The following is a 21927-nucleotide window of genomic DNA, read 5'->3' as shown; positions in this document are numbered from 1 at the left end:
AACCCGAGCGTCCGCGCTCAGGTACGGTTGCGGATGCGCTCGACGATGGCGGTGGTGGAGCTGTTTTCCACCAGGCCGAGGATGCGTACCTCGCCACCATAGGCCTGCACGATCTGGGCGCCGACCACCTCTTCGACGCTCTTGTAGTCACCACCCTTGACCAGCACATCCGGACGCACCTGCTCCAGCAGGCGCTCCGGGGTGTTCTCGCTGAAGGGGATGACCCAGTCCACCGCGCCGAGGCCGGCCAGCACCGCCATGCGCCGGTCGACGCTGTTGATCGGTCGGCCCGGGCCCTTGAGGCGGGTCACGGAGGCGTCGTCATTGACCGCCACGATCAGGCGATCGCCCTGGGCCCGCGCCTGTTCCAGGTAGGTCACGTGACCGGCGTGGAGGATGTCGAAGCAGCCGTTGGTGAAGACGATCTTCTCGCCGTGGGCGCGGGCGTCCTCGATGGCCAGCTGCAACTGCTCCAGGGTCAGGACGCCGCGCTCGGAGCCTTCCGAACGCTGCACCGCGCGCCGCAGCTCGGGGGCGCTGATGGCGGCGGTACCCAGCTTGCCGACGACGATGCCGGCGGCCAGGTTGGCCAGCCCCACGGCCTGGGGCAGGTCTTCACCGGCGGCCAGGGCAGCGGCCAGGGTGGAGATCACGGTGTCGCCTGCGCCGGTGACATCGAACACCTCGCGTGCGCGCGCCGGCAGGTGCAGGGCCGGTTGAGCGGGACGCAGCAGGGTCATGCCATGCTCGCCGCGGGTCACCAGCAGGGCGCCCAGGTCCAGGCGCGACATCAGTTCGCTGCCCTTGGCCACCAGTTCGGCATCGTCGGCGCAGACGCCGACGATGGCTTCGAATTCGGACAGATTCGGCGTGATCAGACTGGCGCCGCGATAGATGGAGAAGTCCTTGCCCTTGGGATCGGCCAGCACCGGGATGTTGCGCGCCTTGGCCAACTGGATGAGGGCCTGGTGGTTCTTCAGCGCGCCCTTGCCGTAGTCGGACAGCACCAGCACCTTGACCCCGGCCAGCATGGCGGCGGTGTCCGAGGCCAGCGCCTGGGCATCGGTGTCGAAGGGCTCTTCGAAGTCGACGCGGATCAGCTGCTGATGGCGACTCATGATGCGCAGCTTGACGATGGTCGGCTGCTGGGCGATGCGCTGGAAGCGCACCTGCACATGGGCGGCTCTCAGGCTGTCGGTGAGGGCATCGGCGGCTTCGTCCTGGCCGGTGACGCCGACCAGATAGGCCGGTGCGCCCAGGGCGGCGATATTGAGGGCGACGTTGGCCGCGCCACCGGGACGATCCTCGTGCTGGTCGACCCGCACCACGGGCACCGGCGCCTCGGGGGATATCCGCGAGGTGGTGCCGTGCCAGTAGCGGTCGAGCATCACGTCGCCGACCACCAGGACCGGCGCGAGATCGAAGCGAGGCATGGTCAGCTTCATAGGGACAGGCTCCAAAGCGCGAAAATGGCGGCGATCATAGCATAGGGGCCAAGGCGCCCCGGAAGCGCCTGCCAGCGGGAGACGCCGGGGTCAGGGCTCGTCGCGGCGGCTTATCCAGAACAGCTCGTGACGGCGCACGGCCTTGCGGAAGAACTCGTCTTCGCCGGTGCGCGGCCAGCGGCGTCCAGCCAGCAGCCACTGGATGGCCCGACGCAGGCGCTTCTTGGCCGGCAGCGGCACCAGCAGGTCGTGCTGCATACCCAGGGCCATGGCCTTGTCCAGCCGCCGCTCGGGCGTCAGCAACGGACTCCAGGGTACCAGGGGCGTGGGCGTTTCGATGGCCGGCGGCAGGGCGATGCCGCCCTCGGCCGGGCCCATGGGCCAGCGGTCGTTGTCGTGCAGGTGGTTGGCGTAGAGCAACTCGAGCTCGGGCTGCCACTGACTGAGGGTCAGGGCCTCGCGCAGGGCCTGGGTGCTGGCCACGTGATCGGCATGGGGATCGATCTGCGGATGCGGCAGCACCACCACCTCGGGGCGAAAGTGCTCCAGCAGCGCCACCAGGTCGGCGACCAGATTGCGCCAGGTGGGGGCGCCGTCGACATCGCCGGGCAGCTGCAGGGGATTGTGGCGCCGGGCGCTGCGCACATCGCTGTCGCCGGACTCGCGTGAGCCGAAGGCCTCCGCCGGCGCCTGGCGCATGGCCGGCAGCTGCAGGCAGTAGTAGCCCAGCTGCACGCAACGCGCTGGCGGTACCCCGCCCCACAGCGGCGTGACCAGACTGTCCCAGGTACGCAGTCGGCCCTTGAGCCGGGCCGCGGCCTGGCGGTCGAGGCCCAGGCGCTGGTAGTGCTCGGCCTCGATCTCGCCCTGAGTCAGGGTGACGATGCTGGCTTCCCGTGCCTGGCTGTAGAGCCCGAAGGCGGCCAGCTCGGCATCGTCGGCATGGGGCGCGATGACTATGACCCTTTTTTCGCGTAGATCCGGCTGGGCGAAGACATGCAGGCGCAACTCGCCCTGCAGCCGACAGAAGCGTGTCCAGAGGTGCAGCTCGCCACGGCGCAGGGCCTCGGCATAGCCGCTGAGATTGACATAGCGCCGCCCGGCGACGCCGCGCTCGAAGTCCTGGCGATCACTGTCGTCGCCCGCCCGCAGCCGCACCTGGGGATCCAACAGTCGGCCGAGCCAGCCGGCACGCAGGCGGCATTCCAGGAACAGCGTCAGCTCGCCCGGCGGTAATTCCACCGCGGCCAGGCGACCGTGCTGCAGATGCAGGCCCAGCACCAGGGTGTCGGTGGGGAACTGGTAGCTGTAGTTGTCACGCGGCGAATAGAAGAGATGGTCGGCGAACCAGGCCTCGTGGCCGAGCCAGACCAGCAGCGCCAGCAGCGGCGCGCTCCACCAGGGCCCCAGCGCCAGGCAGCCGAGCAGCACGACGGCGATGACCGCCAGGGCCAACCGCTTGTGCCGGCGGTGACGTTTGAGCAGGGCTTGTTTGCGGGCGGTCATCTCAGCTCTCGAAGACGGTGACGCGATGGCACCAGCGGTCCTTGTAGTCGCGATCGGCGCGGCCGAAGGAATAGCGCAAGGCCTTGCCCAGGGCGCGGGCATCCTGCCAGGCGGCCTGGGTATTCAAATAGGTGAGGACGCTGCCGGGACTCAGGTCGCTGGAAGCAGGGTCGACACCGCCGTTGACGTATTCGACGCTGATCCATTCGGGCGCTTCCACCCGATAGAGCACCTGGATGGCCACCGGGCGCTCGCCGAGCATGAGCAGCGACCCGGTCATGAACTCCCGCAGCAGGGCGAACACCTCGGCCAGGCGCTCCTTACCCGGGACCTCGAAGCCCCAGCGCGCCTCGAACAGCTCGGCATAGATCCGCGCCTGCTCGGTGCTGTCCAGCTCGGCCATGGGTACAGCACGACCGCCAGCATCTTCGAAGAGCCGCTGCTCGCGACGCTGGTTGTAGCGGAATTTCTTCGACCAGGCTTCCGGCTCGCGGAGCATAGCCAGTTCTTCGCTCTGCCGACGCAGACCAGCGAAACGCTCGTCGCACAGTGGCGACAGATAGCGGGCGCGCTGCCGCAGGGGCGCCGCGCTACCCGGCGCAGCGGGCAGGATGATCTCGGCATTGCCCAGGTCGAACAGGGCGCGCTGGCGGCGCTTCTTCAGCACGCTGCGCGAGAGCGCCAGTTCACGCCCCCAGCAGGGTACCGCGGCCTGCAGACCGTCCGCGCCGGGCCAGCCCAGGTAGCGCACCGGAATGCCGGCCAGTTCGGCCAGACGCGCGACGATCTCGGGGTGAGTCGCGACGCTGCCGCCATGGCGCTGCCAGGTGGCGGCATAGTCGGCCGCGGAGATCGTCGTCCAGCCGCGTTCGCGCCAGAAACGGAAGCTATTCAGCATGGGACGTGGGCGCCACGGGAGCGACTTCCTCGAATTGCTTGGCGTGCAGGCGCGCATAGTAGCCGTTCAGCGCCAGCAGCTCGCCATGGCTGCCACGCTCGACGATGCGGCCATGGTCCATCACCAGGATCAGGTCGGCCTTCTCGATGGTGGAGAGGCGATGGGCAATCACCAGGGTGGTGCGCCCCTGCATGACCCGGTCCAGTGCCGCCTGGATATGGCGCTCGGATTCGGTGTCCAGCGCCGAGGTGGCTTCGTCGAGGATCAGCAGCGGCGCGTTCTTCAGCAGCGCCCGGGCGATGGCCAGGCGCTGGCGTTGACCGCCGGAGAGCAGCACGCCGTTCTCGCCGACCTGGGTGTCGTACTGCTGCGGCAGGCGCTGGATGAATTCGTCGGCATAGGCCGCTTCGGCCGCCGCCTTGACCTGCTCCATGGGCGCCCCGGCCAGATCGCCATAGGCGATGTTGTTGGTGACGCTGTCGTTGAACAGGGTGACGTGCTGGGTCACCAGGGCGATGTGCCGGCGCAGGTTGTGCAAGCGATAGTCCTGGATCTCCAGGCCGTCGAGGAGGATCTCGCCCTCTTCGTGCTGGTAGAAGCGCGGAATGAGATTGGCCAGGGTCGACTTGCCGCTGCCCGAGCGACCCACCAGGGCCACCATCTGGCCGGGCTCGGCGACGAAGTCGATGCCTTCCAGTACGGGCTTGTCGGTGCCCGGGTAACGGAAGGTCAGGTTGCGTACCTCCAGCCGACCCTGGACGCGCTCGCGTTCTTCACGGCCGTCGTCGCGCTCGGCGGGCTCGTCGAGTTGTTCGAAGATGCTTTCCGCACCGGCCACGCCGCGCTGGATGGTGGAGCTGACTTCGGAAAGCTGGCGGATCGGCTTGGGCAAGAGGCCGGCCATGGTGATGTAGGCCACCAGGTCGCCGGCGGAGGCTTCGCCGCGCAGCCAGAGCACCAGGAACATCAGCACCGCCATGGCCGAATAGATGACCAGCTGCAGCATGGGCGTATAGACCGCGCCGGTCTTGGTCATGGTCAGCTGCTTGTCGGTGTTGGCGGTGCTGGAATCGAGGAAGCGCTGCTGCTCGTAGGTTTCGCCGCCAAAGCTGCGCACCACCCGATAGCCCTGGATGGCCTCGGAGGTGATGTGGGTGACGTCGCCCATGGCCGACTGGATCTTGCTGCTCTGCTTGCGGAACTTGCGACTGGCGCTGGTCACCATCAGGGCGATCAGCGGCAGGATGGCCACCATCACCAGGGTCAGCTTCCAGTTCATCCACAGCAGCGAGGCGAACAGGAAGATCACGGTCATGCCCTCGCGGATCACCACCTTGATCGCCTCGGTGGCGGCGCCGGTCACCATGGTGACGTTGAAGGTGATACGCGAGATCAGGTGGCCCGAATTGTTGGCGTCGAAATAGCGATTGGGCAGGCGCAGCATGTGGTTGAACAGCGCCACGCGCAGGTCGTGCACCAGGCCGAGGGAGACCCGCGCCAGGAAGTAGTTGCCGAGAAAGGAACCGACGCCCTGCCAGGCGGCGATGAGGATGATCATCAGCGGCACCGCCTGCACCAGGTGCAGACCACCGACGATGGGCCAGCCCGGGAACATGGAGGCGTTGGGGTTGTTCAGGCCATCGACGAAGTACTTGAGGATGCCCGCCAGCATCGGCTGGGTGGAGGCGAAGATCAGAAAGCCGACGATACTCAGGGCGAACATGCCGATGTAGGGCCGCACGTAGCCGAGCAGGCGGAAATAGATCTTCAGACTGGAGGTCTGCGCAGGGGAGTCTTGGCTCATGGTCTCGTCGTGACGCAAAAGCGCCATGTTAACACGCACCCGCCGCTGACCCAGCCAGGGGATTTTCCGCTAGGCTGGCCCTCCCCCGCCACGGAACACCTAGCATGCCGCCGCTGATCGCCACCTTCGCCGAACTCAAGGATTACTGGCGCCTGGAGGTGCTGGACGCACCCGGCAAGCCCTTGCGACTCAAGCGTCTGCTCCGGCGCGTCACTGCGGGAGAGAGTCCGAGCTTTCTGTTCTGGTATCGCCTGGCGCAATTCCTCTACTGCCGCCCGCGTGGCCTGCTCAACTATCGCAAGCTGGCCGAGCGGATCAATCGCCGGCTGATCCGCCGGCACAACATCGAGATCCTGCTGGGCGCCCGTATCGGGCCCGGGCTGCGCCTGCCCCATCGCATGGGTATCTGCGTGTCCAATCTGGCGGTGATCGGGCGCAACGTGATGATCCGTCAGCACACCACCATCGGCATCAAGAGCGACGATCCGGCGCAACTCGTCGGCATCTTCATCGGCGACAACGTCAGCTTCGGCGCCCACGTCTGCATCGTCGGCGACCACCTGACCATCGGCGACAACGTGGTGATCGGGGCCGGCGCCCTGGTGATGCGCGACATCCCCGCCGACAGCCTCTACTACAGCCGCCACGAGGCGGTGATCCGGCCGCTGCCGGGCGCTACGCCCGGGGATGCCGCCCGCTGAGGATGGTCCGCAGCATCCGCGGCAGCACGCCATACAGATAGAGACGATTGCCTAGCAGCTGCCGCCCCAGGTAGCGCAGCACCTTGCCGCGGGAAGCGCCCTTGTAGTGCAGACGCAGCAGCAGGGCGACATAGAATTTCTCGATGTCGCGAAAGCGCCGCTGGGCCGGGGTTTCCGCTTCCAGTTCGGACAGCGAATGGTCGAGGATGCCCGCGCAGAGCAGCTCGACTGACTCTTCCCGGGCCAGCGCCTGGACGCGCAGGAAAAAGGAGACATCGACGCCATAGAGGGCGAAGCGCTCGTCGAAGACATCGCCGTGGCGGGCCGCGATACGCGCGGCCAGGCCCTGCGTCAGGCACAGGCCCGAACTGATGGTCACGGTGGCCTGGGGATCCAGAGGTCCTTCGGTGGTCACCACCGCCTTGTACTGGTGGGGATAGCGGATGGCGCCGGCCCCCAGCACCAGGGGGACCAGCAACTCGGCCTCCTGGCCGAGCGCCTGCAGATAGCGCCCGTCCACCACGGTGTCCTGGTCGAAGATCACCAGGCGCTCCGCGCCCTGCCGCAACGCCAGGTTGTAGACCCGACTCAGGGGTGGATTGCCGACGTCCTCCCGGATGAGCACCTCCGCCCAGCCCGGCGCGGCCAGCAGGCGCTGCCGCTCGGCGTCTTCCAGAGGCCGAGGACCGTTGTTCCAGACCAGCAGGGCACTGTCGGCCGGCAGGCTGGCCGGGGGCTGGGCCAGCAGGCTGGCGAGGGTGGCCGACTCCCCGGGACGCAAGCCATAGAGGACGACGAGAAAGAGCGTTCGCATGGGCTTTCCTGAGGATGGCGGCCTAGCCGCGCACCCGCTTGCGCAGGTAGTCGAGGGCCGCGCTGGCTTCGTCGGCCAGGTGCGGACGCGGCAGGTCGTTGGGCCAGATGCCTTCGGCGAAGGCCTGGCGATCACCGCCGCCCAGGCGCTCGCTCAGCGCCCGCTCCCACCAGACGTGGCGGCAGGCGCGGGCATAGCTGTCCTGGGGCGCCAGGCAGCCATAGAGCAGCTTGCGTCCCAGGCTCGCGCGCTGTTTGTCCAGTCCGGCCAATTGCCACTTCACCCGCAGCCGCGTCCAGACATCGGGCAGCGGCTTGGTCAAGGGCACCTCTTGCCAGCTGCTCTGCAGCGTTGGGGAATAGTCTTCGCCATAGCGTTCGAAGAAGTGCGCCAGCATGAAGTGCAGAAAGCGCTTTTCCGCATAGTAGTGGCGAATGGATCCCCGGGCCTCGCTGATGGCCAAATCCGCCAGGCTGAATGAGAGGGCGATCTGCTCCAGGGTATGGACCTCCTCGTCGTGGCCATGCCAGTCGTCGATCAGGGCGATGGCCCGCTCGACCCGCGGCAGATGAGCCCGCGCCAGACCGCAGACGCCGCTGTTATAGAGCCGGGTCTCTTCCGCCGGCTCCTGGCCCCGCGCGGCCAGGGCGGCGGCGAAGCGGGCGAATTCCGGGCGGGTACGGGCCTTGCGCCAGGACCACTCCTCGATGTCCAGCAGCCCGCGTCCGCTGTCGATGCCGTCAAACAACGACGCCAGCGGCGCCTGGACCACGGTGTCGCTGTCCAGGAACAGGGTCCTGTCGGCCCGCGGCAAGGCCCAGGCGATGGCGCAGGCCTTGCTGCGGTGCAGATAGCCGTGCTGCCCCTGCCACTCCCTGAGCGTCGCGGCCTCGATGGCCACTACTTCCGCCGGCCAGCCGCGATAGTCCTGCGGCCGATCGGTCAGGATACGGAGGGCGATGTCCTGGCCCTGCCGCCAGTGCAGGGCGCTGAGCAGGCTGAACTTCAGCTCCTGCCGATAGGCCTGGGCACCGCCGTAGACGAAATACAGGAGTTGGCGTGTGGGGCGCATGTAAAGCTGCCGGCAAAAATCTGATTCTAGCAACAAGCGGCCGGATAGGTCGCAGGGGTCACTTCACAGCCTGCCACCTTCGGGTAACATGCACGCCCTGACGTTGACGGGTCCTGCATGAAGCCTCTCGAACATTCGCGCTATCTCGAACTGCGCGACGCCGCCCAGGTAGTGGAAGCCGACCACCACGGCGACAAGGTCCTGCGCCTCACCGATGGCAGCTACCTCAAGCTGTTCCGCCGCAAACGGCTGCTGACCTCGGCCGCTCTGTTTCCCTATGCCCAGCGCTTCGCCGACAACGCCCGCCAGCTGGCCGAACGCGGCATTCCCTGTCCGCGGGTGCTGGAGGTCTATCGCGCCGCCTCGCTGCAGCGCGACCTGGTGCACTACAGCCCGCTGCCGGGCGACACCCTGCGGCAACTGCGCAACTCGCCCCAGGCCACGGCGCTGCGCCCTGCCCTGGGTCGCTTCATCGCTGAACTGCATGACAGCGGCGTCTACTTCCGCTCGCTGCATCTGGGCAACGTGGTGCTGACGCCCGACGGCGAGCTGGGTCTGATCGACATCGCCGATCTGCGCTGCCATGCGCGGCGTCTGCCGCTGCGCCTGCGGGTGCGCAACTTCCATCACCTGCTGCGCTACGGCGAAGATCGCGACTGGCTGTTCGAACCCGGTCGCGAACCCTTCCTCAGGGCCTATGCCGAAGCCTGCCGCCAGCCCCTGGACTGGCGCGAACTCGACCGGCAGCTGCAGGACTAGATCAGGACTGGACCGGCACCGCCTGTCCCAGCGCCAGCTTGCGCCGGCGCTGCACCTCGGCGCCGACGATCATCGCCGCGGGCAACAGCACCAGCGGCCACAACTCGTCCGGATTGCCGATCAGCTTGGCGCCGTCGAAATTGAGCATCAGCAGGGCCACGGCCAGATAGAGTCCCCAGGGATCGCGCTGGCGCAGAGCCGCGCCCAGGCTGGCCAGCATCAGCACGCCGAAGATCAGCAGCGACACCAGGCCGGTATAGATGCCGAAGGAGACGAAGATGTTATGCGGGTGCTGGATGGCCTCGGTGCCATGCAGCAGGTCGTGACTCTGGTAACCCAGGCCGCAGCCCAGCCACCAGCCGCAGGACTCCCAGTCCTTGATCATGAAGTGGAACAGCTCGATGCGTCCGGAATCCGCCCGGCCCCAGAAGGCGACGAACCAGGCTTCGGTATGCACCACCTGGACCACTCCGGCGATGAGGGCACTGACCAGGGCAACCAGCGCCAGGGTGCGCAGCGGAAAGCGCGGAAAGGCGAAGAGCACGCCGAGGGCGGCCAGGAAGCCGATGCCCACCAGGCCGGTACGGGTCTGCAGAGCGAAGGAGATGCCGACGATGCTGACCACCACCGCCGCCAGCAACTCGATCCAGCGCCGTTCGCGGATCCAGGTGGGCGCGGCCAGACCGCCCAGGCAGACCATCCAGATGCTCACATAGATGGGATTGGAGATGCGTCCCGGCAAATGGATGACCCGCTGGCCGACCGCATAGTGGCCGGTGAGCCAGAACACCAGGCTGGAGCCCACGGCATAGGCGCAGACGACCCAGAACGCCAGGCGCACGAAGCCGGGGCGGCGGAAGAAATCGCCATCCACCAGGCAGGCCACGGTCAGCACGAACAGCAGCACATAGAGAATATGCTTGAAGAACTGTCCCTCTTCGGCCCGCACTCCCGGCACGATGAACCAGGCGAGAAACACCAGCCAGAGCAGCAGCAGCGGCGAGCGCCAGTCGATCAAGCGCGGCCGCAGGACGAAGAGGATCAGCGCCGGCAGGGCGATCGCCGCATAGAAGTAGCTGTTGATCAGCTTGGCCGTGGGGATGCACAGGTAGGCGGCCATGAACACCAACACCGCCAGGGTGAAATAGCGGCTCTGCTGCAGGCGATCGAGCAAGGGTGTCACCACAACAGGGCTCCCAGGAGTGCACCGACCAGGAAGGCCAGTGCCAGTTTGATGCGTTCCATCCGCCGACGCTTCTGCTTGTCGTTGCGGTCCTTGTCGCTGACCACGTGCTGGCCGAAGCCGGTATGCAGCACGGCATCGTTTTCCAGGATCAGCGCATGGCGATGGGCGTCGGCATAGCGTCGGGACAGCTCCTTCTCGCCGCTCAACTCGCCATAGGGGGCGTGTAACAGATAGTCGGCACGCCGGCGCAGACCGGGATTGAAGGAAAAGCCCTGCCATTCGGGCTTGTGCGAGCCGACTTCATGGAAGGCGATGCCGGCATGCACCTGCCGCGGCTTGAGATAGACGTAGGGGCTGTGGATCGCCAGGTCATGGGCATGGCTGCGCAGCCAGACCTGCAGCGCCTGGGGATCGGCCTCCAGCAACGCCTGGGAATCCTCAATGAAGCTGGGGCGATAGAAGGCCCAGTCGTCTTCGCAGTGGAAGATCCAATTGGTCTCGACCCGACCATAGGCGGCGTCGACACTGCGCATCTGGCCAAGCTTGGGATTGTTGACGATGAACTCGGTGTGTTCGCGCCAATGGGCGGGGATGCAGTCCCGTACCGCTTCGTCGCCGGAGTCCTCGGTGATGAAGACGCGGCGGATGGGCGCGGTGTTGAATTCGTCGAAGGTCGCCAGCGTCTGCCGGAGCAGGTCGAAGCGCCCGCAGCTGGTGACGACCACAGAGATGTCGCTGTCGGCGGAAAACTGCACGTTCTACCCTTTCTGCCAGTGGAGTCGAAAGCCGGACCTAGCGCGGCGCATCAGCGTCCCAGCCTGCCCAGCAGGCGGTGCAGGAACCCGGGAGCCACTGCCGGTCGCAGCGCTGGGGTTATAGCCGAAACGATGCGCTCACCCAAGTGGCCGAAGGCGAAAGAGTGACGCGCCAGGGCCTCTCCAGCCCTGGCGATGGCCGCGGCGTGCGCCGGGTCCCCGCGCAGCCGGGCGAGTTTCTCGCGCAATTCGTCCAGCGAGCGATAGAGCACCACGTTGACGCCATCCTCGAAACCTAGCGCCCGGTTCTCTTCTTCGCCCTGATCGAAGGTGAAGAGCACGCAGCCGCAGGCCATGGCCTCGAAGTTCTTGATCATGTATTCGCCCATGCCGACATCGGCGCCGACGAAGAAGCGGATGCGGTTGAGGGTCTGCAGGTATTCGTCGCCCGAGCGGGTCTTGGTGATCAGCAGCGGCTCGACCTTGGCCAGGTCTTCCAGCAATTGCTTGCGCCCGCTGTAGGCCACGCTGCCGAGGCTGCCGACGAAGCCCAGTTCGATGTCGCGCTCGACACCCAGGTCGCGCAGGCGGCTGTCGTCATAGCCCTTGGGCACGAAGTGGGCGTCCACCCCCTCCTCCTGCAGCCGCCGCGCCACGCCGGCGCCGGAGACCAGCACCCGGACGTGGGGCATGGCCTGGTAGTAGCGACTGAACTTGCCGGTGTACTTGCAGGGGATGAAATTCTGGTAGGCGTCGTGTTCCAGCTCCACCAGATTGGGCAGGCTGCGGATGAACGAGACCTGCCTGAGCTGCTTCTTGAATCTCAGGAACAGCAGGATGCGGTCGTATTGCTCGGGCTGGGGCACGGCGCGGCGGAAATAGGCGCGCAGATCGGCCTGTTCCTCGTCGCTCAGCCAGCGCAGGTCGCAGTTGCAGTGGGCGGCGATGCTGGCATAGAAGTGGTCCAGCAGGATGCGTTGCTCCTTCTGGACCAGGAACAGGACTTTCACGGCGCCGGGGCCTTGAAGGCGGCGACCATCGGCAGGCGCCAGAAATCACGGCGCACGGCCGCGTCGGAGAAGCGTTCGGCCAGGCGCTCGCGCATATGCTGCACACAGGCACGTCGCTGGCTTGGCGCCAGCCGACCCAGGTGCTGCAGCCCCTGACCGAGGGCTTCGGCATCGCCCAGGGGAAAGAGGAAGCCGACGCCTTCGACGATCTCCCGGGCGCCGCCGCAGGAAGTGGCGATCAGCGGCACGCCGGCGGCCATGGCTTCCAGCAGGACCATGCCGAAGGGCTCGTGATCGGAACTCAGGGCAAAGACGTCGAAGGCCTTGAAGTAGCGCCGGGCGCCTTCCACCTGGCCGAGGAACAGTACCCGGTCGGCGATGGCCAGCTCTCGGGCCAGGTCCTTGAGATCGTCTTCCAGGCGGCCCTTGCCGAGAATCGCCAGCAGGGCATTGGCTGGTAGATTCGGCAAGGCGGCGGCGAAGCCGCGCAACAGAGTGGCCTGGTCCTTGTCCGGATGCAGGCGGCCGACGTTGCCGACGATCCAGGCCTCCTGGGGCAGCTTGAGCTCGGCGCGGGCCTGATCGGCCGGCAGCAGCTCGCGCTCCACCGCCTCGACATCCAGGCGGTTGTAGAGGGTCTCGATACGCTCGGCCGGCCAGTCCTTGAGGCGCTGGCGGATCTCGTCGCGTACCGCATCGGACACTGCCAGGAGCGTCAGGCGCTTGCTCATCAGCTTGGCGAACAGCCGCCGGCCGAGCCGGTCGTAGTCGCCAAAGGCATGGTGCACGCCGATCACCGGCAGATTGGTGGCTAGGCAGGCGATCCAGATCGGCTTGAATCTATGGGCGATGACGAAGCGGATGCCCCGCGAGCGGACGATCTCGCGCAGCGCCTGGATGGCGCCGAGCTTGAGGCCGCGCACGTCGCGCGAGGAATACTCCAGGAACAGCACCTCATCGCTGCCGCAGCCGGCCGCTACCTCGGCGTCGGCGGTGCCGGTGAGAAAGACCGTGGTGACGCGATAGCCGCTGCCCGCGAAGAGGCTGGCGGTCTGGCGGGCGCAGTCGAGGAAGGGACCGTCGTAGCCGTGACAGAACTGCAGCACCCGCGGTTCGGCGGAACGCGTCATACGCTAGCCCCCTCCTTGACCACCAGGATGTCTTCCATGATCAGGTACTGCAGATCCGAGCCGAAGAACATGTTAAGGGCATCAGTGGGCGAGCAGACCATGGGTTCGCCGCGGCGGTTGAGCGAGGTGTTGAGGGAGACGCCGTTGCCGGTGAGCTTCTCCAGCTCGACCATGAGGTCGTACCAGCGCGGATTGTGCCGGCGCTCCAGTACCTGGGCGCGGGAGGTGCCGTCTTCGTGGACCACCTCGGGCACCCGGCTCTTCCACTCCTCGTTGACCTCGAAAGTAAAGGTCATGAAGGGCGAGGGATGATCGACCTTGAGCATCTGCGGCGCCACCGTATCGAGCATGGACGGGCAGAACGGCCGCCAGCGCTCGCGGAACTTAATCTGGGCGTTGATGCGATCGGCCACGCCCGGCACGCTGGGGCAGCCGATGATGGAGCGACCGCCCAGGGCGCGCGGACCGAATTCCAGGCGACCCTGGAACCAGGCCACCGGATTGCCGGCCACCATGATCTCGGCGATGCGCTGGGGCATGTTGTCGATCCGCTCCCACTTGGGCGCGTTGGGATGGCGGGCGCAGGCGGCGATGACGTCTTCGTTGCTGTAGCCGGGGCCGAGATAGACGTGTTCCATCTTCTCCACCGGCACGCCACGGGCGTGGGAGACATAGGCGGCGGCGCCAACGGCGGTACCGGCATCGCCCGAGGCGGGCTGGACGAACAGTTCCTTGACCTCGGGACGGGCGATGATCTTCTGGTTGAGCTTGACGTTGAGCGCGCAGCCGCCGGCAAAGGCGAGCTTGCCGGTCTGGCGGATGATGTCGCCCAGGTAGTAGTCCATCATCTCCAGCGCCAGGCGTTCGAACAGCGCCTGCATGCTGGCTGCGTAGTGGATGTAGGGATCGTCGGCGATGTCGCCTTCCCGCTTGGGTCCCAGCCACTCGATCAGCTTGGGCGAGAAGTAGTAGCCCTTGCCCTTTTCCTTGTAGCGACGGAAGCCGATGACGTTGGCGTAGTCAGTGTTGATGATCAGCTCGCCGTTCTCGAATTTCGCCAGGCGCGAGAAATCGTACTTGCTGGCATCGCCATAGGGCGCCATGCCCATGACCTTGAATTCGCCGTCGAGCATCTCGAAGCCGAGAAATTCGGTGAGGGCGCCATAGAGGCCACCCAGGGAATCCGGGTCGTAGAACTCCTTGATCTTGTGGATCTTGCCGTTCTCGCCGTAGCCGAAGAAGGTGGTGGCGTACTCGCCCTTGCCATCGATGCCGAGGATCGCGGTCTTCTCGCTGAAACCCGAGCAGTGATAGGCACTGGAGGCGTGGGCCAGGTGGTGCTCGACGGCTTCGAGCTTGACCTTCTTCAGATCGAAGCCGAGCTGTACCAGGCACCACTCGATGCGCTTCTGGTAGCGGTGGTAGCGGCGATTGCCGAACAGGATGGCGTCCAGGGCGCGATCCGGGGCGTAGGCGTAGCGCTTGGCGTAGTGCCAGCGGGCTTCGCCGAAGAGACTGATGGGCGCATAGGGGATGGCCACCACGTCGACATCGGCGGGGGTGATCCCGGCCTGCTCCAGGCAGAACTTGGCCGACTCGTAGGGCATGCGATTCTTGGCATGCTTGTCGCGTACGAAGCGTTCTTCTTCCACCGCGGCGATCAGCTTGCCGTCGATATAGAGCGCGGCGGAGGGATCGTGGCTGAGGGCGCCGGACAGGCCAAGGACGGTCAGGGACACAGGTAAAGCCTCTGTACAGGGCGAAGCCAAGAGGAGTTCGCCGGGGTTTCGCGAGGCCGCTGCAGGCCCGCCTCGCCTCAAAAACGGCGAATTATAGCCGTTCAGGCAGGCCACGGGTAATGGCCGCACGCCGGAGCGGGGCCTAGCGCACGGCGATTCAGCCCCGGTACAGATGGCGGGTCGGCGCTCAGGCCGGCGGCAGGCGCTCGTCGAGCAGGCGATGCAGGGCGCTGTCGGCCGGCCAGTTGCGCAGCAGCCGGGCGCGGTCGCGGGCATAGGCGGCGGCGTAGGCACGGTCGCTGCCATGGGCCTGGAGGGCGTCGAGGTCGATCACCAGCCAGCGACCTTCATGCCAGATCAGGTTGGTGCCCTTGAAATCGCCATGGCCAAGGCGCTCGCGACGCAGGGCCTCGACCAGCGCCAGCAGGGCCTCCAGCTCGACCGCAGGCGGCGCCGACTGCACATAGGGCGCGAAGCGCTCCAGCAGATTGGGCCCGTCGACGAAGGGCGTCACCAGATAGGCCCGCCCGCGCAGGCCGAGAAAGCGGCGCTCACGCACGGCCAGGGGCTCGGGGGTGGGAATACCAAGGAAGCGCAGCCGGTGCCCTTCGCGCCAGCTGTGCCAGGCCCGGCTCGGCCGCCAGAAACGCGTCAGCCAGTGGCCGAAGCCCTTGATGTTGTATCGCTTGAGCACCAGGTCCTGACCCTGCCACTGCAGCCGGGCCACGGTGGCGGCGCCGCCGTCCTTGAAGGTCGGCAGACCGGCCAGGGCCGCATCGGGATCGGCCAGCAGGCCTTCCAGGCGATTCAGCCAGGTGCGCCGCACGGCGATCAGGCCAAAGGCGCTGCGGGTGACGGCGAACAGGGTGCACTCCCGGCCGCTCTTCTTGAGGTAGTCGGCCAGGCGCCAGCGACGAATCTCGGCGGTGCGCGCCAGCAGGGCCTCCAGGCGCAGGGCGTGTTCGGCATTGACCAGCAGGTAGTGGATCAGCAGCTCTTCCAGCTGGGCATCCAGGGTTGCAGGCAGCTGGGCGAAGAACACCGCCAGATTCTCCTGCACCTGGGCCTGGGACAGCGGCTGGCCGACCGTTTCGGCCTGGATGTCCGCCGCGTCTATGACCAGGGCGGCGCCGTCCTTGACCAGCAGGTTGTCCAGGTGCAGATCGGCCTGCCAGAGGCCCTGGGCGTGCAACCGCGCCAGGGTGGCGAGGGCCGCGCCGAGCAGGTCGTTCTGCGCGGGAGACAGGGGCGGCTCGCCAGCGATCCGCTGCCAGAGGTGCTCGACGCTGGGCGCCGCCTCGATGAAGTCGAACAGCAACCAGGCGCCCTGCCCGCTCGCCTCGCCGCTGTCCAGCAGCGCGGGGGTCGCCGCCGCGGCTGCCGCCAGCAGGCGACAGCCCTCACGCTCGCGGGCGAATTGCCGACTCGCGCGCTCGCCGACCAGTAGCTTGGCCAGCACTCGCCGGCCCTGCCAGCGGGCCTCGCCGACATAGCGCTGACCGGGCAGCACCCTGAGCAGCGACAGCAGTTCCAACTCGCCACTGGGCAGTTCGATACGCAACGGCAGGGTCAGCGCACGACCGGCCTTGGTCAGTTGCTCCAGGGTCATGCCTTGCGCTCCTTGTGGCGGCGACGCCCGGCCAGACGCCGACTCCAGTCGCGCACGGCGACGCTGTCCAGCGGCTGGTCCAGATAACTCGCCAGCAGGCGGGCGATGTCCTGCTCGCTCCATTGCGGCGCGCGGCGCAGCAGGGGTTCGAGATCGCGCAGGCGATCACGCCGGCCGAACAGCAGCGGCCGGGTCTTTTCCAGATCGATCAGCCGCGCGATCAGGCCTTCGCCCTGACGCTGCAGGAACAGATGCTTGGGATAGAAGCAGCCGTGCACCTGGCCGGCACCGTGCAGCTGGCGCGCCAGTTCGCCGACGGCGACCAGCACCGCCTGGCGCTCCTCGGGGGCCAGGTGCGTCCAGACACGCAGCCAGCTGTCGAGGTCGCGCCAGTCATCCAGCGCCCGGGTCAGCAAGATGGCGCGCCAGCCCTGGTCATCGCGGCGCTCGCCGTAATAGGCCAGCTCCAGCGCCGGGATGCCGCGCTCGGCGTAGCGGCGGATATTGCGACTCTCGCGGGCGAAGGTCGGCTCGCCCAGCGGGCGGGCCAGGGTGCGGGTCAGGTAGTCGCGCTGGCGCTTGAGGTAGTAGCCATGACCGTTAACGTCAAGGCGAAACACCTGGCTGAAACCGCCGCGTCCCTGGTTGGGTTCGTCCACCGCGGTCAGCTCCAGCGCCCACAGCGCCGCGAAGCTGTCCAGGCCCTGGCCGGCCAGCACGGTCCGATCATCGGCCGTCCATACCTCGTTCATTCCCGCCCCTTGAAATAGTCCAGCACCTCGCGGATGCGCCCCTTGTCGTTGTCGCTGAGGCACGCGCGACCGCGGTATTGCAGATAGAACCGGAGGCGCTGGGTGCGTGACAGCTGGTACTTGGCCACCTTGTCCAGGCAGGCTAGGTCCTTGACGATGCGCCAGCGCAACCAGTGGCCGACCCAGAAGGCGCCGGCCGGGCAGTCGATGAGATAGAGCACGCCCTGGCCATCCACCAGCAGGTTGCGCCACTTGAGATCGTTGTGGACGAAATGGTGATCGTGCAGGGTACGGGTCGCCGCGGCCAGCTGACGACTGACCTTGTCCACCCAGACCCGGTCGCGCAGCCGCGGATCCTCGCGCCTGGCCAGTTCGGCGAGATCCAGGGTATCGGGAATCTCGCGGGTGATCATGGCGCCACGGGTGAACCCCCGGGGCGAGCGCTCCATCCCCCAGGCCACCACCGGCGCGGTGGCGATGCCCCACTTGGCGAAACGCTTGAGATTCTGCCATTCGGCCTTGACCCGCGGCCGCCCGACATAGCGCCGCAGTCCCTTGCCGGCGCCGTGGTAGCGCTTGACGTAGTAGCGGATGCCGTCGCGCTCGATGCGCACCACTTCCGACAGCGGATCGCTGGTCAGGCGTTCGCCGGTCAGGGCGAACACCGCGTCCAGGGTCGCGAATTCGGGCAGGTGGGCGACGCTGGAATCGATGCGCCAGTCAGCCATCAGAGCCGGTCCCCGTAGCGTTCCTTGCGCTCCAGCAAGGCGGCGGCCTTGCGTTCCAGCCGCGCCAGCAGCGGCGCCTCGTCGCGCAGGATCTCGCGCAGCGGCCGCTGGAAGTAGCCCTGCAGGAAGCGCAGGAAGTCACGTCGCGTCAGGCCGATGCCCAGGGCGGAGAAATACAGCCCGGCCAGGTCCTTGTCGCGCCAGCGCCGGGGCACCTGGGCGCGGCACTGGGCGCGGTGCAGGTCGATCAGCCAGAGCTGCAGATTGGCCACGGTGACCGGCTGGGCGGTGTCGAGCAGGAAATGGCAGATGTAGCAGTCGCGATGGTTGACACCGGCCCGGTGCATCGCCCCGGTCATGCGCGCCACCTCGGCGATCAGCGCCCGCTTGAGCAGGGGCTCGGGCGGCTGGCGGACCCAGTCGAGACTGAAGTCTTCGAGGCTGACGGTGGGGGCCAGCTCCTCGGTAATGATGAAGGAATGCTGGGTCGCCGGATTGGCGCCGCGCTCGCCAAAGGCCACCGCGGTCATGGTCGGCACGCCGACCTGGTGCAGGCGCTCGATGGCCTGCCATTCCTGGCGCGCGCCCAGCACCGGCTGCTTGGCCTGCAGCAGATTCTTGGCGATCTCGCCCCAGCCGATGCCGCGGTGGATCTTGACGAAGTAACCCCGCCCGGCCACCTCGGTGCGCAGGGTACGGCGCCCGTCCAGCTCGCGATAGACCTGGCCCTGCAAGGCCTCCACGGCGACGAAGGGATCCTGGCCGGCCCAGAGGCTGGCGAAGGGCTCACGCAATTCCAGGGTCATGCCACCCCCAGGATGACATCGGCGGCGCGCTCGGGCAGCGAATAGAGATCGGCGCTGTCGGCGAAGGCCAGGCCGTTGCGACCCTGCACCGCGCGGCGCTCGGGATCGGCCAGCAGTTCGGCCAGCATCCGGTCCAGGGTCTCCTGGACGAAGGGCGACGGCACCACCGCGCCGGCGCGGGCCTCGTCGATGTAGTGGGCATAGCCGCAAACGTCGGTGACCAGCACCGGCAGTCCGGCGACCAGCGCCTCCAACAGCACGGTACCGGTGTTCTCGTTATAGGCCGGATGGATCAAGAGATCGGCGCCGAGCAGGAAGCGCGGGATGTCGCTGCGGCCCTTGAGGATCTGGACGCGATCGCTCACGCCCAGGGCCTTGGCCTGCAGCAGGAAGGGCTTGGGATCGTCCTGGCCGATGGCGAAGAGTCGAGTGCGGCGGCGCAGTTCCTTGGGCAAGGACGCAAGGGCCCGCAGGCTGCGATCCAGGCCCTTGGTCTTGAAGCCGGAGCCGATCTGCACCAGCAGCAGCTCGCCTTCCTCCAGCCCGAATTCGCGACGGAAGTCGGCGCGGATCTCGCTGGCATTGGCCGGCGCGCGGCGGTCGGCGGCGATACCCGGCGGCAAGAGGTGGAAACGCGGTGCAGGCGTCCCATAGTGCTTGACGAACAACGGCTGCTGCACCTCGGAGATCATCAGGATCTCGGTCGGCGACTCGGGGGCGAACACCGCACGCTCGTACTCAGCGAAATGACGATAACGACCCCACTGGCGGTAGAGCGGATTGCGCAGGGTCTGGGCCTTGTCCTCGAAGCAGGGGTCGGCGGCGTAGTAGACGTCCAGCCCCGGCATCTTGTTGAAGCCGATCACCCGGTCCACCGGATCACGGGCCAGGTCCGCCTGCAGCCAGGCGTGGAATTTCTCGTTGCGGCGGTGATTGAACAGGGCGCTGACCCTGGCCACCCGCACGTCGAAGCCCTCAGGCACCGGGCCTTCCCAGATCAGGGTGTAAACGCGGATGGCATGGCCCCGGCGCTGGCACTCCTGGGCGATGCGCAGGAAGTCCCGCTGCAGGCCGCCAAAGGGAAAGTACTTGTAGAGCACGAAAGCCAGGGTCATGCGGGGAGGTCTTCCAACAGCAGGGTTTCCAGTTCTAGTTCGACCCGCTCCGGGGTCAAGGCGGCCAGACTGGCCGCGGGCTGGTCGCGCGGCTCGTCGGTGCCATCCAGGCCCACGGCACTCAGGTGCACCTGGGCGCGGCCATAGGCACCGACCTTTTTCGGACTGGTCGGGCCATAGAGCGAAACGGTGGGCACGTCCAGGGCCGCAGCCAGGTGACCGAGGCCGGTATCCACCGCCACGCAGGCACGGGCGCCGGCCAGCACCTTGGCCACCCCGGCGAGATTCAGTCGCGGCAGCACCTGGACGCCATCCAGGCCGTCGGCGATGCGTTCGGCACGGGCATGTTCCGCCTCGTTGCCCCACAACAGTCGCACCGGCCAGTCCAGTTGGCTCATGCGCTCGGCCAGTTCGCGCCAGTGGGCCTCGGGCCAGTGCTTGCTGACCCAGGTGGTGCCGTGCAGGAACACCACATAGGGTGTCTCGTTGGGGCCGGCCAGGCGTTGTCGATCCAGGCCGTAGTCACCCACGCCCGCCGGCAGTGGATAATCCAGCGCCTGGGCGAACAGCTGGCGGATCCGCTCCAGGGCGTGCTGCCCCTTGGCGACGTGATAGCGCTCATCATAGAAGCGGCTGGCCAGGGGCTCGCGGGCGGAGTTGCGGTCGAGACCGGCCACCGGCGCCTCGGCGTAGCGGGTCAGCCAGGCACTCTTGAGCAGGCCCTGGGCATCGATCACCCGGTCATAGCGCTGCTCGCGCACGCGCGCCTTGAATTCGCCCCACTCGCCACTGGCCCAGGCGGAAAAGGGCTGCTTGCGCCAGCGGCGCAGGGCCACCGGAATCACCTGACTCACGGCCGGGTGCCAGGCGGGAATCTCGGCGAAGCCCTCCTCCACCACCCAGTCGAAGCAGATGCCGGGAATGGCCCGGGCCGCATCGGTCAGCGCCGGCAGGGTATGGATGACATCGCCGAGGGAGGAGGTCTTGACCAGCAGCACGCGCATCTAGCCCACCTCGACCGGATCGGCGACCAGGCGGCCGAGGGCCTCCTGCACTAGGCTCGGCTGCAGCAGACGCAGGCAATCGTAATGGCCGAAGCGACAGGTACGGTCGAAGCAGGGGCTGCACTCCAGCCCCAGGCGCACCACCTCGACCTGACTGGCCAACGGCGGCGTGAAGCCCGGCGAGGTGGAGCCATAGACCGCCACCAGCGGGCGATCCAGGGCAGCGGCCACGTGCATCAGACCGGAATCGTTGCTGATCACCGCGCTCGCGCAGGAGAGCAGGTCGATGGCCTCGGCCAGGGAGGTACGCCCGGCGAGGTTGTAGACATCCTCTTCGAAGCCGGGGGTGACCCATTCGCGGATCTCTTCGCCACCCGGGGCATCCTTCTGCGAACCGAACAGCCAGACCTGCCAGCCCTGACGCAGCCGGGCATCGGCCACGGCGGCGTAGTGCTCGGCCGGCCAGCGCTTGGCCTCGCCGAACTCGGCGCCCGGGCAGAGCGCCAGCACCGGCCGGTCCAGACTCAGCCCGAAGCGCTCCAGGGCGGCGTCACGGCTGGCCGGGTCGATGGCCAGTCGTGGCTTGGGATAGGGTTTGGGCAACTCCGCACCGGGCGCGTAAGCCAGCGCCATGAAGCGCTCGATCATCAGCGGATAGCGCGCCTTGTCCAGGGTGCGGATGTCGTTGAGCAGGCCGAATCTCATCTCGCCGCGCCAACCGGTACGCTTGGGGATGCCGGCGAAATAGGGCACCAGCGCCGACTTCAGCGAGTTGGGCAACAGGATCGCCTGGTCATAGCGACCGCGCAGCTGCTGGCCGATGCGCCGGCGGGTGGCCAGTTCGAAGGCGCCGTGGCCGAGGGGAAAGCTCAGGGCTTCGCGCACCTCGGGCATGCGCTCGAGCAGCGGGCGACTCCACTCGGGGGCGAGGACGTCGATCTGGCAGTCGGGGTGCTGGCGCTTGAGACAGACGAAGAGGGTCTGCGCCATCACCATGTCGCCGACCCAACTGGGTCCGATGATCAGAATATTCATGCTGGAAGGCGATCGGCACCTAGCGGGTGGCCGACTCCCACTCCCTCAGGCCCGGCCTG

Annotated in this window: 20 protein-coding genes; 2 read left to right on the top strand and 18 right to left on the bottom strand. The window is 67.3% G+C overall.

Annotated elements, in window-relative coordinates; translation table 11 throughout:
• Window positions 1-17: 17 nt before the first annotated feature.
• The 4 genes from hldE to msbA form a co-directional block, all read right to left on the bottom strand.
• Window positions 18-1445 (bottom strand): bifunctional D-glycero-beta-D-manno-heptose-7-phosphate kinase/D-glycero-beta-D-manno-heptose 1-phosphate adenylyltransferase HldE, encoded by a 1428-nt coding sequence (gene hldE / locus AX284_RS00875; RefSeq protein WP_064307353.1) that lies wholly within the window; start codon window positions 1443-1445, stop codon window positions 18-20.
• 90 nt (window positions 1446-1535) lie between these two features.
• Entirely contained in the window at window positions 1536-2951 is a 1416-nt protein-coding gene (locus AX284_RS00870; RefSeq protein WP_064307354.1) for a PIG-L deacetylase family protein, read from the bottom strand.
• Between the two features lies 1 nt (window position 2952).
• Entirely contained in the window at window positions 2953-3849 is an 897-nt protein-coding gene (locus AX284_RS00865) for a GNAT family N-acetyltransferase (RefSeq protein ID WP_064307355.1), read from the bottom strand.
• Window positions 3839-5653, bottom strand: a complete 1815-nt coding sequence (msbA, locus tag AX284_RS00860) for a lipid A export permease/ATP-binding protein MsbA (protein WP_064307356.1) — start codon at window positions 5651-5653, stop codon at window positions 3839-3841. Before msbA ends, AX284_RS00865 begins: the two co-directional genes overlap by 11 nt.
• Before the next feature lie 104 nt (window positions 5654-5757).
• On the opposite strand from msbA, the gene AX284_RS00855 reads away from it, so the two are divergent.
• A complete protein-coding gene (locus AX284_RS00855) occupies window positions 5758-6354 on the top strand; it encodes a serine acetyltransferase (RefSeq protein WP_017640118.1) in 597 nt (198 codons plus the stop codon).
• Here the strand turns inward: AX284_RS00855 and AX284_RS00850 are convergent.
• Together AX284_RS00850 and AX284_RS00845 are read right to left on the bottom strand one after the other, a co-directional pair.
• Window positions 6329-7168 carry a hypothetical protein gene (locus tag AX284_RS00850; RefSeq protein ID WP_064307357.1) on the bottom strand — a complete coding sequence of 280 codons (840 nt, stop codon included), beginning with the start codon at window positions 7166-7168 and terminating at the stop codon, window positions 6329-6331. The genes AX284_RS00855 and AX284_RS00850 overlap by 26 nt on opposite strands.
• A gap of 22 nt (window positions 7169-7190) precedes the next feature.
• Window positions 7191-8240, bottom strand: a complete 1050-nt coding sequence (locus AX284_RS00845; RefSeq protein ID WP_064307358.1) for a hypothetical protein — start codon at window positions 8238-8240, stop codon at window positions 7191-7193.
• 117 nt (window positions 8241-8357) lie between these two features.
• Here AX284_RS00845 and AX284_RS00840 point away from each other — a divergent pair, with 117 nt between their 5' ends.
• Window positions 8358-8999 (top strand): lipopolysaccharide kinase InaA family protein, encoded by a 642-nt coding sequence (locus AX284_RS00840; RefSeq protein ID WP_068383070.1) that lies wholly within the window; start codon window positions 8358-8360, stop codon window positions 8997-8999.
• Window position 9000: 1 nt separating this feature from the next.
• Here AX284_RS00840 and AX284_RS00835 read toward each other — a convergent pair whose 3' ends face one another.
• The 12 genes from AX284_RS00835 to waaF form a co-directional block, all read right to left on the bottom strand.
• A complete protein-coding gene (locus AX284_RS00835; RefSeq protein ID WP_177329636.1) occupies window positions 9001-10185 on the bottom strand; it encodes an O-antigen ligase family protein in 1185 nt (394 codons plus the stop codon).
• The gene (locus AX284_RS00830; RefSeq protein ID WP_068383067.1) at window positions 10179-10940 is read right to left on the bottom strand and encodes a glycosyltransferase family 2 protein; all 762 of its coding nucleotides are present in this window, start codon (window positions 10938-10940) and stop codon (window positions 10179-10181) included. Before AX284_RS00830 ends, AX284_RS00835 begins: the two co-directional genes overlap by 7 nt.
• A gap of 50 nt (window positions 10941-10990) precedes the next feature.
• Entirely contained in the window at window positions 10991-11950 is a 960-nt protein-coding gene (locus tag AX284_RS00825; protein ID WP_068383065.1) for a glycosyltransferase family protein, read from the bottom strand.
• Entirely contained in the window at window positions 11947-13080 is a 1134-nt protein-coding gene (locus tag AX284_RS00820; RefSeq protein WP_017640111.1) for a glycosyltransferase, read from the bottom strand. Before AX284_RS00820 ends, AX284_RS00825 begins: the two co-directional genes overlap by 4 nt.
• A complete protein-coding gene (locus tag AX284_RS00815) occupies window positions 13077-14819 on the bottom strand; it encodes a carbamoyltransferase family protein (RefSeq protein WP_068383063.1) in 1743 nt (580 codons plus the stop codon). The genes AX284_RS00820 and AX284_RS00815 overlap by 4 nt, the downstream gene beginning before the upstream one ends.
• Before the next feature lie 187 nt (window positions 14820-15006).
• The gene (locus tag AX284_RS00810) at window positions 15007-16428 is read right to left on the bottom strand and encodes a lipopolysaccharide kinase InaA family protein (RefSeq protein ID WP_068383061.1); all 1422 of its coding nucleotides are present in this window, start codon (window positions 16426-16428) and stop codon (window positions 15007-15009) included.
• Window positions 16425-17180: a lipopolysaccharide kinase InaA family protein gene (locus AX284_RS00805; protein ID WP_068383059.1), complete on the bottom strand. Its 756-nt coding sequence runs from the start codon at window positions 17178-17180 to the stop codon at window positions 16425-16427. Before AX284_RS00805 ends, AX284_RS00810 begins: the two co-directional genes overlap by 4 nt.
• Window positions 17177-17908: a lipopolysaccharide kinase InaA family protein gene (locus AX284_RS00800; RefSeq protein ID WP_068383057.1), complete on the bottom strand. Its 732-nt coding sequence runs from the start codon at window positions 17906-17908 to the stop codon at window positions 17177-17179. Before AX284_RS00800 ends, AX284_RS00805 begins: the two co-directional genes overlap by 4 nt.
• Entirely contained in the window at window positions 17908-18714 is an 807-nt protein-coding gene (gene rfaP / locus AX284_RS00795; protein WP_068383055.1) for a lipopolysaccharide core heptose(I) kinase RfaP, read from the bottom strand. The genes AX284_RS00800 and rfaP overlap by 1 nt, the downstream gene beginning before the upstream one ends.
• A complete protein-coding gene (locus tag AX284_RS00790; RefSeq protein ID WP_064307366.1) occupies window positions 18711-19829 on the bottom strand; it encodes a glycosyltransferase family 4 protein in 1119 nt (372 codons plus the stop codon). Before AX284_RS00790 ends, rfaP begins: the two co-directional genes overlap by 4 nt.
• Window positions 19826-20833 (bottom strand): lipopolysaccharide heptosyltransferase I, encoded by a 1008-nt coding sequence (waaC, locus tag AX284_RS00785; RefSeq protein ID WP_068383053.1) that lies wholly within the window; start codon window positions 20831-20833, stop codon window positions 19826-19828. The genes AX284_RS00790 and waaC overlap by 4 nt, the downstream gene beginning before the upstream one ends.
• Complete coding sequence (gene waaF, locus AX284_RS00780) at window positions 20834-21868, bottom strand: lipopolysaccharide heptosyltransferase II (RefSeq protein WP_068383051.1); 1035 nt, start codon at window positions 21866-21868, stop codon at window positions 20834-20836.
• Between the last annotated feature and the right edge of the window lie 59 nt (window positions 21869-21927).

The organism is Pseudomonas sp. HUK17 (assembly GCF_001566765.1).
This window is presented reverse-complemented; position numbering and strand designations above follow the sequence as displayed.